We start from the raw sequence: 16,164 nt of genomic DNA, 5'->3' as shown, positions 1-16,164 counted from the left end.
ATGACCACTTTAAACAGCACCCCGCGCGCCGACGGCTTCTACATGCCCGCCGAGTGGGCGCCACAAACCCAGACCTGGATGATCTGGCCGGAGCGCCCGGACAACTGGCGCCTGGGCGGCAAACCCGCGCAAGCCGCGCACGTGGCCGTCGCCAAGGCCATCGCCCGTTTCGAACCGGTGACCGTGGCGGTCTCTGCCGGCCAATACGAAAACGCCCGTGCCCGTCTCGACGTGCCGAATATTCGTGTGGTCGAGATGTCCAGCGACGACGCCTGGGTTCGCGACACCGGCCCGACGTTCGTCATCAATAACAGTGGCGAAGTCCGTGGTGTGAACTGGGACTTCAACTCGTGGGGCGGTTTCGATGGCGGTTTGTACTCGCCGTGGAACCGCGACTCGCAGGTGGGCGGCAAGATCCTCGAGATCGAGCGCAGCCAGCGCTACCGTACCGAGGGCTTCGTGCTCGAGGGCGGTTCGATTCACGTCGATGGCGAAGGCACCCTGATCACCACCGAAGAATGCCTGCTCAACCGCAATCGCAACCCGCACCTGAGCCGGGGGGAAATCGAAGCGGTGCTCAGTGCTCATCTGGCTGTGGATAAGATCATCTGGCTGCCGGACGGTCTGTTCAACGACGAAACCGACGGCCATGTGGATAACTTCTGCTGCTACGTGCGTCCGGGTGAAGTATTGCTGGCCTGGACCGATGATCCGCAGGACCCGAACTACCCCCGCTGCCAGGCGGCAATGAAAGTGCTGGAAAGCAGCACCGATGCCAAGGGTCGCCCATTCACGGTGCACAAGATGCCGATCCCGGGGCCGCTGTATGCGACCGAGGAAGAGTGTGCCGGCGTGGATCCGGTGGACGGGACTCAGGAGCGTAATCCGAGCGTGCGTCTGGCCGGTTCCTACGTGAACTTCCTGATCGTCAACGGCGGCATTATCGCGCCGAGTTTCGACGACCCGCTGGACGGTCCTGCGAAAGAGATTCTGCAGGCGCTATTCCCGCAGCATGAAGTGGTGATGGTGCCGGGCCGCGAACTGTTACTGGGGGGCGGTAACATCCACTGCCTTACCCAACAACAGCCGGCGCCGCACAAGGAGTGAGTGGGGTTGTAACAGCCTGAACCGGCTGAAAAATCACCAAGACGCCGGTTTATCCCCGCTCTTCACCCAGAAGCCCGCAGCCCCAAAGGACTGCGGGCTTCTTTGTATCCACTTGTCGACACTTGGGAAACATTGGCACAGCTCTTGTATCTGTCACGGAGTGAAACAGGGAGGGGGAGGACTTCGATGTTCTGTCATAAACCTTGGATAAGTTAGCCGCTCACGAACCAGGAGAGAGCGCTGAAATGAACGCCGAAGTGAACGTAGTGAGAGAGCGGGCGTTGCATCCCCTGGCAGTTAATAGCGAATCGCTCCAGGTCCTGGCGCACTGGTTGAAGTCCAATGGAACGCGTCAGATCAGAGAACCTGATCCGCGCCGGATGATGATCGAGCGCTACCCCGCTGGTTTATTCAGCGAGGCGGAACTGGAAGCGTTGTGGGATGTGATGGAAGGATAAGAAGAAAAAACAAAGGATTGATGAGAGCGCTGCCGGGATGGCGGCGCTTTTTTATGGGCGATGGATTTGTAAGCTACACCCTGACCATTGTAGGAGCGAGCCTGCTCGCGATGGCGGCCTGGCAGTCACATTAACGTTGACTGACCCGCCGCCATCGCGAGCAGGCTCGCTCCTACAGGTGATTGGTGGGAACACATCAGCAGTGTTTAGAAGCTGTAGGTCCCCGTCACCACCAGGCTGCGCGGTTCGCCGGGTTGAATCTGCGCGGCGCTGGTGGCCGACGAGTAATAGGTCTTGTCGCTGATGTTGTTCAGTGCCGCACGCAAGTCCCAATCCTTCTGCCGGAATCCGGCCAGTGCATCCCAACGGCCATAACCCGGCAGTACGACGGTGTTGAGGTTATCGGCGTAACGCTGGCCGACCAGGGTCAACCCGGTTTCCGCATACCAGCCCATTTCAGGTTTCCAGGTCAGGAACAGACTACCGTTGTGCTTGGCCACGTTGCTGATGCGTTTGCCTTCAAAGCCGTTGTTGTCCTTCTCGACCGTCGCGTCCTGTACGCCCACGCCACCGCGCACGTACCAGTTGCCGGCAATTTTACCGGTGCCGGTCAGCTCGATCCCGCGGGAACGTTGCAAGCCCGAGAGCAAGGTGACGGTCGGGTTGAGTGGATCGCTGGTGCGGCGGTTGTAGAGTTCCAGTTCGTAGATTGCCAGGGTGGTGCTCAGGCGGTCGTCGAGCCAGTCGCTCTTCACGCCGATTTCCTTCTGCTTGGTCAGCTCCGGGCTCAAGTCGTTGCTGTTACCGGCCGCGCCGGGCGTGATGCCGATCAAGCCGCCGCCCACTGGCGAGAACGTCTTGGTCCAGGAGGCATAGAAGGAATGATTCTGCAGCGGCGTCCAGACCAGGCCTACACGCGGGCTTGTGCTGTGGCTGTCACGGTCTTCGGAAATGTCGCGCAGCTTGTTGGTCGATTCGATGTCGAACGTGTCGTAGCGCAAACCGGCCAGCAGTTGCCATTGATCGTTCAGACGCAATTGATCCTGCACGTACACCGCACGGCTTTCGACTTCGGTGTGGTTGTCGCTGGACACCTGCATGCGGCCGGTGTGGCGCAGATCGCGATTCGGGTTGTGCAGGTCCAGCGCCGGCACCGGCGAGCTGCCCGGTCCGGAAGTGGCCGCGTTGTAAAGGGTCGGATCGCGGCGTTGACTGCCGATCTCGATCCCGGTCAGCAGGCGATGCTCCAGGCCGAAGGTGTCGAAACCTCCCTCCAGTTCGACGTTGTTGTAGACATTGCGGGTGGTCAGGTCTTGCTGCCAATGCTGACGCGTGACCTTGTTGGTGGCCGGGGTGTATCCGGTCAGGTACGTGTTGTCGAAATCGCTGTCGAGCTTGAACACGCCCAGGGTGTGGCGCAGCTGCCAGTTGTCGCTCAGTTCATAGCTGAGTTTGGAGCGCAGGGATTGCGACTTGTCGTCGATGAAATCGTGCTCGCTGCCGTAGGTCGTATCGCGTCCTACGTCTGCCGGGCGCCCGTTTACGCCAGGAATACCGCGATCCGGCGTGCGGTTGTAACGGCTGTATTCGTATTGCACCAACCAGTTCAGGTCCGGCGTCAATTGCCAGCTCATGGATGGCGCGAACAGTTGGCGGTTGCCGCTGACACCCTCGCGAAAGCTGTTCTGATCCATGTTGCCCATGTTCAGGCGCAGGCTGATGTTCTCGGACGGATCGGTGCTGAGGTCGGCATAAAGGCTGCGTAAATCATCGCTGCCGCCCTGGGCTTCGATGGTCGAACGGCGGCCGAACTCGGGCAGTTTGCTGACCCGGTTGACGATTCCGCCCTGGCTGCCACGCCCGTATAACACGGCGGCCGGCCCTTTGAGGACTTCGATACGCTCGATGTTGTGCAAGTCGCGCACGTATTGGCTGTCGTCACGAATGCCATCGAGGTAGAAGTCGTTGCTCGCATCGAAACCGCGGATACGCAGGCTGTCGAAACGAGTGTCTGCACCGCTGCTGACGTTGGGGATGCCGCTCAATGCAGTGCCCAGATCATTGGTGCCGTAATCCGAGACGTTCGAGGTTTTAATCGAGTCGATGGCTTGTGGCACGTAGCGCACCGGAGTCGCAGTCCGGGTGGCGGTGCTGGTTTCCTTTACTCGCGGATCGTCGGCCTCCGCTTCGGCACTGATCGAGGTTTCGGGTAAAACGGTGGTCGCGGCGCAGGTGAATCCGGCAGACAGAAAAGCAGAAAACCCAAGGGTGACGGGCATAAGGCGGAAGGGGGCAGGCATCTGAAGCGCATCCGAAAGGGTAGAAGAATTCGAGGGCGCGAATGGTAATGCTTGTTATTTGCTTCGGTTAATTATTCTTGAAAAGCTTCGTTGTTCGATTGTTTCAAGTTGTGTCGAGATTGCTACAGAGATTCGTCGAGTCTATTAGACCGATTCATGAAACAGACTGAACGCCATTCCAGCGTTTTTCCGCAACGGTCCGAGGATTAGTCTGCCGGCACTGAGTTTCCCTGATTGATTGCCGGAGTCTTTCCATGATCCTTCACTATATTTACGACCCTTTGTGCGGCTGGTGCTACGGCGCCAAACCGCTGGTGCACGCCGCCCAAGGCGTGTTGCCAGTGATCGCCCACGGTGGCGGCATGATGAGCGGTGCCAACCGCAAAGCCGTTTCGCCACAATTGCGCAACTATGTGATGCCCCACGACCGCCGAATCGCCGAGTACACCGGCCAGCCATTTGGCGAAGCGTATTTCGAAGGTTTGCTACGCGACGACACGGCGGTGTTCGATTCCACCCCGCCAATCGCTGCGGTGCTGGCCGCCGAACACATCGCCGGCCGTGGGCTTGAGTTGCTGGGGCGTTTGCAAATCGCCCATTACGTGGAAGGGAGGCGGATTGCCGATGAGGCGGTGTTATTTGAGCTGGCAAAAGAGATTGGTATTGAGCCTGATGCCTTTGCGTCAGCCTTCATAAGCACCGACTCGGATCGCCACATCAAGGACAGCCGCGCATTGCTGGCCCGTGTCGGTGGTCAAGGTTTTCCGACCTTGGCGTTGGAGCAAAATGGTCATTTCACGGTGGTCGATATCAGCCCTTGGCTTGGTAAGCCGCAAGCGTTCGCGTCCTGGCTTGCTCAGTCCGCTTAGATGTTTTTCGCCTATGGATAGACGATTCATCAAATTGACACAGCCTTCTGGGCGCGGCTACGATCGCGCCCAACGCCTGTGGCTAACCGCCATGACTCATAAAATAATAAAAAGGCCCGCCACGATTTCTTCGTGGGCGGGCCTTTTTGTTTTGGGGTGAAAAAAGAGTGCGATAGCGCCGTTTCAGCCGTTCGACACAGCGCGTATCAACCGGTAATAAGGAAAAAAACAAAATGTTGAATAAGCGAATCAGCTTGATCGCTCTGGGGATGTTGAGCGCTACACAGGCCATGGCTAACGACCAGGCCGAATCCAAGGGATTTGTTGAAGACAGCAGCCTCAAAGTGCTGCTGCGCAACGCCTACATCAATCGTGATTACAAAGACGGTCGTGCGGACAAAGCCGAATGGGGCCAAGCGGCCATCGGCACGTTCTCGTCCGGCTTCACCCAAGGCACCGTCGGTGTCGGTGTGGATGCTTTCGGTCTGTACGCACTGCGTCTGGATGGCGGCAAGGGTCGCACCGGCGCACAAGGCATCGACTTCTTTAAAAAGGGCGACAGCGGCAACGCGGCTGACGACCTGTCCAAAGGCGGTGCAGCAGTCAAATTCCGTGTCTCCAGCACCACGCTGACCTACGGCGACCAGATGCCGGCCCTGCCGGTGCTGAGCTACGACAACTCGCGCCTGCTGCCGGAAAGCTACACCGGCACCTTGATCACCTCCAAGGAGATCAAAGGCCTGGAGCTGAACGCCGGTCGCTTCACCGCCGAATCGCGCAAAAGCGCTGAAGGCCGTGACAGTGGTGGCCTGAAGTCGATCAACGTGTTGGGCGGTAGCTACCAGTTCACCGAACAATTCAAGGCGGCGCTGTACGCATCCGACGTTGAAGACGTGTTGAAGAAGCAATACGTGAACGCCAACTACGTGTTCCCGATCGACAAGGATCAGTCCCTGACCCTGGACTTCAACGGCTATCGCACCAAGCTGGATGATTCCTACGTCCGCGAAAGCGGCGCCACCGGCGACGACAACAAAATCTGGAGCCTGGCGGCGACCTTCGCCACCGGCCCGCACTCGTTCACCCTCGCTCACCAGCGCAGCACCGGCGACAGCAACCTGGGCTATGCCTACGGCGGTTACCAGAAGGACCAAGGTCGTGTCGGCGACGGCGGCAACACCATCTACCTGGCGAACTCCTACTGGTCTGACTTCAACGCCGAAGACGAGCGCAGCTGGCAGTTGGGCTACGGCCTGGACTTCACCGCATTCGGCGTTCCTGGCCTGAGCTACAACTTCGCCTACGTGCGCGGTGACAACATCACCACGTCCACCAGCGAAGGCGGCACCGAGCGTGAAATCTTCAACCAGTTCAAGTACGTCGTGCAAAGCGGCCCGGCCAAAGACCTGAGCGTGAAACTGCGCAGCTCGATCCTGCGTGTCTCGCAGAAATCCAGCGAGTACAACGTCAGCGGTAACGAAGTGCGTGTGTTCGTGGATTACCCGATCAACATCTTCTGATGATCGACTGAGTGTTCAACACTCACTAAAGAACCCCGACTGGCTCGGGGTTTTTTTCGCCTGAGATCCGTTGAAAAACGCATAAAAAGGCCATTTTCGATCGTAAAAAGTCAAACTAAAGCAACGTCATGCTCCGTTTCAAGCAGCGCTTGATATGCCTCAAATTCTTTCTCATGGACGTAAATCCTGTGCTCTCTAGATTAGGCAGCTAAATGCACGGAGATTTTTAAAATGATCGTTTTGAACAAAGAAGTGGGCGAATTTCTACGGCGTGACAAATATGCGAACGTCCGGGGTGCTGACTTCAATCTTTTCGGTCATTTCAACGATTTCGTCAGATTGACCAAAAGCTGGGAAAACATGGAGCCGGACAGTTACTACGGACAGTCCGAGGCGGGCATGCGCTACCGTCGCTACAGCGATTTCGAGTACAACCCGGTCACGCGCGATCTGAAGCAGCTGGAACACCGCGCCTATGTTCAGTCCAAGGCGAACAACAGTTACGTTGGCGGGATGGTTCGGCACTTCCAGGACTTCTCTGATGAAATCATCAGTTCGCCGGTGATGCGCAGCCTGATCGACACCGACTTCGAAGTGTACAAAAACGTTTTGCCACCTGAGTTGCACGACGAAATCTGGCAGTGCCAGATTCATCAGATCCGCATCGAGATCAAGCCTGGCAAACAACTGGAAATCACCCCGGAAGGTATTCACTGCGACGGTTATCCGTTCAGCGGCGTGCACTTCTGGGGACGCAATAACGTTGAAGGGGCAGAGAGCCGTTTGTACGACACGGAAAACCAGGAGCACCTGGCCTCGACGACGTATCAGGAAATCCTCGACACCACCTACTTTCTCGATCGCGACATGCGTCACTACGTGACACCGGCACGCAATACCCATTCTCACGACATGGCGTACCGGCAGATTCTGGCGATCTCTTTCTCGCGGCCCGGGACCGCTTTCGACATTGTTCGCTGAACAGTACAACACCGTGACCAGCCTCGCCGAGTGCCCCGCACCGGTGATGCTGCGGCGCACCACGGCCAAGGATGCACAGCGCCTGGAACGCTTCTTTCGGCAATTCGAAGAAGTGTCTTTCTGTGAATGGCAGGACGCCAAATGCCTGCGCAGTGTGCTGGTGCAGAAGACCACCACCGCGTTTATCGCACTGGACGTCAGCGGCGAAATCGTCGGCGCGGTGTTGGGCGGAATGCTCGGCAGTCGCGGCACGATCAACCACCTCGCCGTGAGCCCGGATTACCGCAGCCAAGGCGTCGGTCAACGCCTGGTTGAAGCAGCGTCGTCAGACATGAAGCGCGTGGGCGTGCTGCGGATGTTCCTGTTTGTCGACGATGCTAACCTTGCCGGCCAGCGCTTCTGGAGTGCCCAGGGTTTTTGCGAGCCGCGCGGCGAAAGAACATTTGAGAGGGACCTATGAATGAGACGTCCAGCAGCCAGCCGCTGATGGTCGAGCCGCACGCTTCGCGCACCTTCGCCGAAGCCAGCCCGGTGGTTGCGGGTTACTTCACGGTTTCGTTTGTGTTCGGTTTGATGGCGGTGAACGCCGGGTTGCCTGTGTGGCTGCCGGTCGCCATGTGCCTGTTCGTGTATGCCGGCGCTTCGCAGTTCGCCGCCCTCGCGCTGATTTCCAGCGGTGCGTCGCTGACCACCATCATCCTCACCACGTTTCTGATCAACGCGCGGCACATGCTGATGTCGGTCTACATGGCCAAGGCGTTGCAGGCGATGGGCCTCAGCCGAATGGAGCGCTGGTGTTACGCGGGTGGGCTGACCGATGAGTCGTTCGCTTTTCACAGCGTCAAACTGGGCAAAGGCTCGCCCGTCAACGTGCGTTACCTGATCGGTTTCAATCTGTATTGCCACACATCTTGGGTGCTCGGCGGTTTGCTGGGGGCGATTTGCGCGCAGTATGCGGCGCACTTGATCCAGTATCAGCTCGACTACGCGTTGACCGCGATGATGCTCTACGTGCTGGTGTCGCTGTGCAACACGCGTAACAAACTCATCGCCGCACTGGCCGCCGTCGCCTGCATGGGCGTGCTGAGCCTGGTCGGCAGCTCGCCCTTCAACGTATTCATCGCCACATTTGTGGGCTGCGGGGTGGGCGTATGCCTGACCAAACGTTCCTGATTCTGGTCGTTGTGCTGATGATGGCCGTGACCTTCCTGCCGCGCGCATTGCCGCTGCAAGTGAACACTGACCATTGGCCGCCCTTCGTCGCCCGGGCGCTGGAATACCTGCCGGTGGCGATCGTCGCTGCAATCAGCCTCACGCCGTTGTTGATCAAGGATCAGCACGTGCAGCTCGATCGCCCGGAATTTTATGCCGCGATTCCGACGTTGTTATGTGCGTATTTCAGCAAAAACCTCTTTCTCTCCGTTGCGGTGGGAACGGCTGCGTACATTGCGCTCGGCTCGTTCATGTAGCGGGAGGTCGACCACATCGTGCAAAGCCTGGCCCGACAACTCGGGATTATTGATCGCCAGCCGCACTTCAAGGGCATCCTCGAAGCCGGGGAAAATCGTCAGGCCATTGCGCTGGGCTGCATCCCGCGAAACCATGCCAAGGCCGTCCATCTGGGTGATCAACGACAGCGTCAGGGTTTCGCTGCACGAATAGACCATCCGCTTGCCCGACTCGTAATTGCCCAGACCGGCGTCGAGAAAGCGCAAGAAGCTGTGGGAATACGGACAATCGTCTGCCGGACGCACCTGAAACTTGTTGCCGAGCAGCACCAGCGGATCATGTTCCTGACCGCAATGCGCACCGACCACCTGCACCTGGACCTCGGGCAGGATGATGCTGGGCAATCCCGGCTTCTGCGGACCAATCAGCACCGCCAGGTCAAAGTCTTCGTTCTTCAGCTTGCTGAGGTTTTCCATCGACTCGGCGTAGCTGAATTCCAGCTGATAGTCGGGAAACACCTCAATCAGGCGTCCGATCATTCGCCGATTGAAGTCAGCCGACAGCGTCGTGTTCAGCGCTACCTTGAGCGTGCGCTGCCCAGGCACCTTCAACGCAGCGACTTTTTCTTCCAGTTGCCGCGTGGCAACCAACACCTTGTCCATGTAAGGCGTGAGTTCCGTGCCCTGCGTGGTCAGGGTCAACCCCTTGTTGGAGCGACGAAACAACCGAAAACCGAACTGTTCTTCGACCTTGTTCAACTGCGCGGCCAACGCCTGCACGGTTAAACAGGAATGCTCTGCCGCCGCCGACAAAGAGCCGGTCTGAACAATGCGCATGAGGTTGCGTAGGGTTCTGCTATCCATTGGGTAATGCCCTCTAAAGTGGGCTGGCTATTGTTGAGTACCTGGCCGCCGGTTGGGCGATACGTGCTGGCTATAATCCTGCACCTGAACACGCTTGTCCCGAGTTTAGTAGCGAATTGATGCTGCGTCCGATGGTTGGAGGCTTACATAGAGTCGAGGTTTTTTGGGAATGTTGGGTGATCAGGGTCAAAAAAATACTCAGGCCGGGAGGTTTGGGCATTTTTTTTGGGGTTGTGAATGCTCGACCTTGCCGCTTTTCTGTATCTGAGGGCGGCTACTGCGGTGGCTGGCAAAGGTATTTGTGAAAAAACAGGTTTCCTCCATAAATGATCAAAACGATCATTTGAATGATTGGTTTGCGCAATTAAGAACGAAAGCCTAAGATTATTTTGACTGACTCAATCACAAGATGATCGAATCAGTCAGTTTCGAGGTGAAGTACGTCTTACCAAACAATTATAAAAGGAGACCCTCGTGGCCCAAATTCCTATCAAGCGCACCATTGAACGCATCCCTGGCGGCATGATGATTGTCCCGCTGCTGATTGGCTCACTGGTGGCTACATTCCTTCCTGACACACCGAAGTTTTTCGGCTCTTTCACCAATGCGCTGTTCACCGGGGCGTTACCCATCCTCGCGGTGTTCTACGTCTGCATGGGCGCGAGCATCAATATCAAGGCCACGCCTTATCTGCTGAAGAAGGGCGGCACGCTGCTTATCACCAAAGTCGGCATCGCCGTGCTTATCGGCATTGTGCTCGGGCATTTTCTCGGCGAGCAGCCGATCTCGTCTGGCCTCTTCGCCGGCATTTCAACGCTGGCGGTCGTCGCAGCGATGAACGACACCAATGGCGGCTTGTACATGGCGCTGATGGGGCAATACGGTCGATCCGAAGACGTCGGCGCCTATTCGGTCATGTCCCTGGAGTCCGGGCCTTTTCTGACCATGGTCACCTTGGGCATCGCCGGCCTGTCGGCTTTCCCTTGGCCGACGCTGGTGGGCAGCATCCTGCCACTGGCCCTCGGTATGTTGCTGGGAAACCTCGACCGTGACATGCGCGACTTTCTGGCCAAGGCCGTCCCGGTGATGATCCCGTTTTTTGCCCTTGCACTCGGCGCCAGCCTGGACTTGCATAACGTCTGGCAGGCCGGTTTGCTGGGTCTCGGCATGGGCGTTGCGGTGGTTGTGCTGACCGGCATTCCGCTGTTCTTCGCCGATCGTTTGACCGGTGGCACGGGCGTCGCGGGTGTTGCCGCAGCCACCACCGCCGGGAATGCCGCCGCCGTCCCTGCACTGATTGCGGCAGCCAATCCGGTGTACGCCGAAGCGGCCAAGAGCGCGACCATACTGGTAGCCGCCTGCGTCGTGGTCACCGCGATCCTCGCGCCGTTACTCACCGCCGCCGTCGCCAAACGCGTGCAGCAGCGCAATCCTGTCGTCATACCTGAACCGGGGATCGAACCTCAAAAGCAGGAGGCTTTGCGATGAGGATTCTGATCATCGCTGACGATCTGTCCGGCGCGGCAGATTGCGCCATCGGCTTTGCCAGCGTGGGGATGCAAACGGTCGTCACCCTCGACCCCCTGAATGACGAGGCTGACGCTCAAGTGATTGCCGCTGATACGGACACTCGGCGCCTCCCACCCGCGCGGGCTGCCGAGCGCACGGTCGCGGCATTCAAAGCACTGCACAAACCCGGGCAACGGCTGTACAAAAAAATCGATTCGACGCTGCGTGGCAACTGGGCGGCTGAGGTTGCCGCCCTGCAACCGTTGGCCGGCCTGGCCATCGTCGCCCCGGCGTTCCCGGCCACCGGGCGCACGTTGCGCGGCGGTCGCGTGTTCGTCAACGGCCAGCCGCTGGAAACCACCGACACCTGGAAACTGGAAAACGCCGACCGTCCGGCCGATGTCGAGGCGATGCTGATTGCCGCAGGCCTGAGCACTGCGAAGCTCGATCTCGACACCTTGCGCGGCAACGAAAAAGCGCTCGAGCGGCACATTGCTGAAATTGCCGGCAATGGCACGCAGGCGCTGATCGTCGATGCGCAGACCGAAGACGACCTGCTGACCCTCGCTCGCTTGACCGCGTCGATGGATCGGCCGCTGTTCTGGATCGGTTCGGGTGGTCTGGCACGGGAAATCGCCAGTCTTCCTGATTTATCCGAAGCACAGTTCACGGTTGTCGAGCCTGCGGCCCTCGAAAAAAGCCAGGCGCCGATTCTGATCCTTGTCGGCAGCCTCTCCGGCGTCTGCGAGCGACAATGCGAGCGGCTCAAAGAGCGTGGCGGCGTCAGCGAACTGGTTATACCGCCTGAAGTCCTTCGTCAGGGTTCAACCCACGGCGATTGGTCGCTCTGGCAATCGCGCATTGGCGAGCAACTGGACGGCTGGAGTGACCTGCTGCTGCGCATCGGCCGCGATGAAGCGTTCGATCCCCAAGAGGGCGCGCAACTCTCGACCATGCTCGCCGTGCTGGTCGAACCGCACTTCGCCAAGGTCGGCGGCCTGATCGCCACCGGCGGCGAAACCGCTCGGGCCATATTGACCACCGTCGGCATCGACAGCCTGCAACTGCTGACCGAAATCGAAGCCGGCGTCGCCTTCGCTCGCCCGACCGTTTCCCGCCAGGGCCATCGTCCCGGCATCGTTACCAAGGCCGGCGCGTTCGGTACCGACAACGCCTTATATGCGGCATGGCAACACCTGAGCGACAGCGCCGATCGCTCCCCGCCCCAACGCACACGAATCCAAGGACTCGAATGAACACTATGAGCAATTACCTCCCCATCATCGGCATCACCATGGGCGACGCCACGGGTGTCGGCCCGGAAATCATCGTCAAGAGCCTGACTCACGACATCGTCTACCAACAATGCCGGCCGCTGGTGATCGGCGATGCCCGTCGCCTCGAACAGGCCAACGTCATCGTCGGCGGAAGTGCCAAAGTGCGCCGCATCGAGGACGCCTCCCAAGCCTTGTACGAAGCCGGCACCATTGACTGCATCGACCTTAAACTGATCCCCGACGACCTGCCGTTCGGCGAGTTGTCGCCCATCGCCGGTGACGCTGCTTATCAATACATCGCCCGCGCCGTGCAACTCGCCGAGGCCAGCCAGATCGACGCGATCTGCACCGCACCGCTGAACAAGGAAGCGCTGCACGCCGGCGGCCACAAATACCCCGGCCATACAGAAATGCTCGCGCACCTGACCAACGTCGACGAAGTGTCGATGATGTTGGTGGCGCCTCAACTGCGGGTGATTCACGTCACGACCCACATCGGCATCATCGACGCGATCCGCAAGATCGAGCCGGGCCTAGTCCAGCGCACCATCGAGCGCGGCAACGCGACACTGATCAAGGCCGGCATTGCTCGCCCGCGAATTGGTGTTTGCGGGATCAACCCCCATGCCGGTGAAAACGGACTGTTCGGTTATGGCGAAGAAGAGGAAAAAATCATCCCTGCGGTGAAGCTGCTGCAAGAACGCGGCCTCGACGTCACCGGCCCGCTGCCTGCTGACACCCTGTTCTTCCGCGCCGGTCGCGGTGACTTCGACCTGGTGGTGGCGATGTATCACGACCAAGGCCACGGCCCGGTCAAAGTGCTCGGCCTGGAAGCCGGCGTGAACGTCACCGTCGGCCTGGACGTGATCCGTACCTCGGTCGACCACGGCACCGCGTTCGACATCGCCGGTAAAGGCATCGCCGATGAACGCAGCCTGCTCGAAGCACTGCGCCAGGGCGCCGAGCTTGCTACGCGACGGGGATGAGGCGCAGGGGCTCGGTCGTGTAAGATCGACCACCGTCCCCACAACGAGACCCGCCATGAAAGCCTCCGAACGCCACCGCGCCATCCTCGATCTCGTGCGAATTGGCGATGCCAACGTCGAGCAATTGAGCGCGGCACTCGGGGTCTCGGAAGCCACGGTGCGACGCGACCTGACCATGCTCGCCAAACAGCGGCACCTGGTGCGGACCTATGGCGGCGCGACTGCGGTGGTCGGCGTTCATGAGCCGGAAGCCTCGCTCGAAGAACGCAAAACATCCCAGTGGGAACAGAAAGACGCCATCGCCCAGGCAGCGGCGGCCCACGTTCAGGATGGCGATACCGTGTTGCTCGACGGCGGCACCACGTGCGCCGCACTGGCCCATCATCTGTGTTCGCGACAAGACGTGCATGTGGTGACCAACAATTTGCTCGCCGTAATGACCCTGGCCAATGCGCCGGGCGTGCGGCTGACTTTGATCGGCGGCGATCTGCGCGGTTCGAGCATGAGCACGCTGGGGCCGCTGGCGGAACTGACGTTGAGTCGGCTCAGTGTCGACAAGGCGTTTCTGGGGGCTGATGGTGTGGTGGCGGAGTTTGGGTTGTGTGAAGCGAGTGCGCAGCAGGCGTATTTGAAGGAATGCATCATCAAGCGGGCGGCGCAGATTGTTGTGCTCGCGGACACTGACAAGTTGGGGCGCGCCCGACAGCAGCACTGGACGCCGATTGAGCGGGAGTGGCGGTTGATTACCGGCTCCACCGCGGATGAAGCTGCGCTTGCGCCGTTTTATGCGCTGAAGCAGATCACTGTGCAAACCGTGATCGTCGCTTGATTGCATCCCTACTGAAATGACCAAAACCAAAAAAATGCCTCGACCGATTCGGGGCTTTTTTTTGGATGAAAAGGCAGCGACGTTTCGGTTTTCAGCGTGTGAGGGGTTCAGTGAAATTGTCCGGTTTCGAAACGGTTTTGTGCAAAAAGCCAGATTTATGATCGTTTTTGAGCAAGTAAAATCGTTTTTATGCGTTTGAGGTCAGTTCGACGGTGCACCAATTCCATTGGTAGAGCTCAATTTGAAGTGCTCTAAATGTTCGTTTTTATGCATTAGTCCCAAAATATAATCATTTTTATGCAGCAAAACCTGATTTTGATCGTTAATCTCCATTTATGGCGGTTTGATTTGGCCGAGGATTTAAAAGGAGTGTGACGTGAGCGAGTTTCCCGTAGACCCCATCGGTGCGGCTTGGCTAGCGACGACATTCGACGTGCGGCCGATGGCACGGCTACCCGTGTTAAGTCAGGTCGGTAGCCGACGGTCAACTCAGGTCGAAGACGGTTTTCGTCTTGAGACCTATACGGAAAACATGCGCCCCGATCCGGACTTTTCATCCCATCTGCAATTTCACCTGCGGCATGAAGTCCCGAACCTTGAGTTCTTGACCAGACTGTTTACCAAGGTGGGTCCTGCACCGTTACAAGGCTGGTTGAATGACGAGCCCACCGGCCAATATGCCCGCAGGTCAGCGTTCTTGTTTGAGTGGCTCACTGGCGAGCAGTTGCAGGCGCCAGAACCTATAGGCGGTAAGTATGTCGACGCCATCAACGCCGATCTGTTGGTGGCGGCTTCACCCGAAGAGGCGGTGAAGGTGCCGCGTTGGCGAGTGAATGACAACCTGCCTGGTTCGCGCTACTTCTGCCCAATCGTCGTCAAGACAACAGCAGTCCAGTCAGCAGCGGACCTCGATGTGCCTCACCTCTTCGGTCAACTGACTGCAGAGTTTGGCGAAGCGCTTCTGCTGCGCGCCGCCGCATGGATGACGCTCAGGGAAAGCAAAGCCAGCTTCGCCATTGAAGGGGAGGCGGATCGTTCTACGCGTATCCAGCGTTTCGCAGATGTATTGGCGCGACGAACCGGTCAGGGCGAACTGCCGCTCACCGATGCTGCACTGGCTGATATGCAAGAAGAAGTCCTTGGCGCAGTGACCACACTGACACGTATGGGGATTCGGCAATCTCCGGTGTTTGTTGGCGAAACTGTCCGTTATCAGGAGATTGTCCATTACGTCGCTCCCCCGGAAGGCGATCTGGAGCGGATGTTGGAAGGCATCCGCGTCTTTCTGAATCGTACTCAAGGGCAATCCCCGGTCATGCGCAGCGCGGTAGCAGCGTTCGCTTTCGTCTATATCCATCCGCTGGCCGACGGCAACGGCCGGGTCCATCGCTTTCTGATCAACGATATTCTGCGTCGTGATGGGGCCATTCCAGACCCGGTGATTCTTCCGATTTCAGCTGTTATCACCGACGACTCTGCTGAGCGGCGTCTATATGACAGCGTGCTGGATCAGGTTTCAAAACCGCTCATGCAGGGCATACGAGACCAGGTAGCATTCGCCAATACGCGTACGCAATACCCTGATGGCGTGGTCTCGAATATTGAATTCACAGGCCAGGATCAGGCCCGCCCGGTGTGGCGCTATCCGAACCTGGGTCCACACGTTGTTTTCATGTCTAACGTCATTCGCCGCACCATCACGGAACAGATGCGTGAAGAGTCGCGGTATTTGCGCAGCCACATAAGGGCCAGACAGGCAATCAAGGAAGTCGTTGAGATGCCTGATCACCAGGCTGATCGGCTCTTGCGATCCATAGAGCAAAACGAAGGGAAGCTGAGCAACGTGTTGGCAAAGGAAATGCCTGTGCTGGCAAGGCCGGATATTTGGGCCGCGATTATCGAAGCGGTGGCTCAGTCGGTTCGGGGGGAGGAGCCGATAGACAGTAGCGTGAGTGATCGATACCACCCGAATCAGCCAGTGGGTCGATGACCGACTTACGCAAAAAGCCCCGATTG

Annotated in this window: 15 protein-coding genes; 13 read left to right on the top strand and 2 right to left on the bottom strand. The window is 58.5% G+C overall.

Translation table 11 applies throughout. The features are described from left to right. On the top strand, positions 1-1,107 hold the full coding sequence (gene aguA / locus BLU63_RS08485) for an agmatine deiminase (protein ID WP_010464688.1): 1,107 nt from the start codon (positions 1-3) through the stop codon (positions 1,105-1,107). Positions 1,108-1,352: 245 nt separating this feature from the next. After that, on the top strand, positions 1,353-1,565 hold the full coding sequence (locus tag BLU63_RS08480) for a hypothetical protein (RefSeq protein ID WP_010464685.1): 213 nt from the start codon (positions 1,353-1,355) through the stop codon (positions 1,563-1,565). Between the two features lie 206 nt (positions 1,566-1,771). Here the strand turns inward: BLU63_RS08480 and BLU63_RS08475 are convergent, their stop codons facing one another. Further along, positions 1,772-3,865, bottom strand: coding sequence for a TonB-dependent receptor (locus BLU63_RS08475; protein ID WP_083375265.1), 2,094 nt, complete (start codon positions 3,863-3,865; stop codon positions 1,772-1,774). 254 nt (positions 3,866-4,119) lie between these two features. On the opposite strand from BLU63_RS08475, the gene BLU63_RS08470 reads away from it, so the two are divergent. From BLU63_RS08470 to BLU63_RS08445, 6 genes are all read left to right on the top strand, one after another. Next, complete coding sequence (locus BLU63_RS08470; RefSeq protein WP_083375264.1) at positions 4,120-4,734, top strand: DsbA family protein; 615 nt, start codon at positions 4,120-4,122, stop codon at positions 4,732-4,734. 233 nt (positions 4,735-4,967) lie between these two features. Continuing rightward, entirely contained in the window at positions 4,968-6,254 is a 1,287-nt protein-coding gene (locus BLU63_RS08465) for an OprD family porin (RefSeq protein WP_010464680.1), read from the top strand. Positions 6,255-6,485: 231 nt separating this feature from the next. Further along, a complete protein-coding gene (locus tag BLU63_RS08460; RefSeq protein WP_010464678.1) occupies positions 6,486-7,235 on the top strand; it encodes a 2OG-Fe dioxygenase family protein in 750 nt (249 codons plus the stop codon). Between the two features lie 46 nt (positions 7,236-7,281). Continuing rightward, positions 7,282-7,695: a GNAT family N-acetyltransferase gene (locus tag BLU63_RS08455; RefSeq protein WP_169857613.1), complete on the top strand. Its 414-nt coding sequence runs from the start codon at positions 7,282-7,284 to the stop codon at positions 7,693-7,695. Further along, a complete protein-coding gene (locus BLU63_RS08450) occupies positions 7,692-8,408 on the top strand; it encodes an AzlC family ABC transporter permease (RefSeq protein ID WP_010464674.1) in 717 nt (238 codons plus the stop codon). The genes BLU63_RS08455 and BLU63_RS08450 overlap by 4 nt, the downstream gene beginning before the upstream one ends. Continuing rightward, positions 8,387-8,704 carry an AzlD domain-containing protein gene (locus tag BLU63_RS08445; protein WP_010464672.1) on the top strand — a complete coding sequence of 106 codons (318 nt, stop codon included), beginning with the start codon at positions 8,387-8,389 and terminating at the stop codon, positions 8,702-8,704. Before BLU63_RS08450 ends, BLU63_RS08445 begins: the two co-directional genes overlap by 22 nt. On the opposite strand, the gene BLU63_RS08440 is transcribed toward BLU63_RS08445, so the two are convergent. Next, complete coding sequence (locus BLU63_RS08440) at positions 8,621-9,547, bottom strand: LysR family transcriptional regulator (protein WP_042932449.1); 927 nt, start codon at positions 9,545-9,547, stop codon at positions 8,621-8,623. The genes BLU63_RS08445 and BLU63_RS08440 overlap by 84 nt on opposite strands. A 474-nt stretch (positions 9,548-10,021) precedes the next feature. Between BLU63_RS08440 and BLU63_RS08435 the strand changes: the two genes are divergently transcribed. From BLU63_RS08435 to BLU63_RS08415, 5 genes are all read left to right on the top strand, one after another. Then, entirely contained in the window at positions 10,022-11,035 is a 1,014-nt protein-coding gene (locus BLU63_RS08435) for a 2-keto-3-deoxygluconate permease (RefSeq protein ID WP_077747522.1), read from the top strand. Further along, positions 11,032-12,312, top strand: coding sequence for a four-carbon acid sugar kinase family protein (locus BLU63_RS08430; RefSeq protein WP_083375263.1), 1,281 nt, complete (start codon positions 11,032-11,034; stop codon positions 12,310-12,312). The genes BLU63_RS08435 and BLU63_RS08430 overlap by 4 nt, the downstream gene beginning before the upstream one ends. Before the next feature lie 5 nt (positions 12,313-12,317). Beyond that, on the top strand, positions 12,318-13,319 hold the full coding sequence (pdxA, locus tag BLU63_RS08425; protein ID WP_083375262.1) for a 4-hydroxythreonine-4-phosphate dehydrogenase PdxA: 1,002 nt from the start codon (positions 12,318-12,320) through the stop codon (positions 13,317-13,319). A gap of 55 nt (positions 13,320-13,374) precedes the next feature. After that, the gene (locus BLU63_RS08420; RefSeq protein WP_083375261.1) at positions 13,375-14,148 is read left to right on the top strand and encodes a DeoR/GlpR family DNA-binding transcription regulator; all 774 of its coding nucleotides are present in this window, start codon (positions 13,375-13,377) and stop codon (positions 14,146-14,148) included. Between the two features lie 376 nt (positions 14,149-14,524). Continuing rightward, a complete protein-coding gene (locus BLU63_RS08415; RefSeq protein ID WP_083375260.1) occupies positions 14,525-16,138 on the top strand; it encodes a Fic family protein in 1,614 nt (537 codons plus the stop codon). The last annotated feature ends 26 nt before the right edge of the window (positions 16,139-16,164 follow it).

The sequence above is a fragment of the Pseudomonas mandelii genome, from assembly GCF_900106065.1.
Classification (GTDB): Bacteria; Pseudomonadota; Gammaproteobacteria; order Pseudomonadales; family Pseudomonadaceae; genus Aquipseudomonas; species Aquipseudomonas mandelii.
This window is presented reverse-complemented; position numbering and strand designations above follow the sequence as displayed.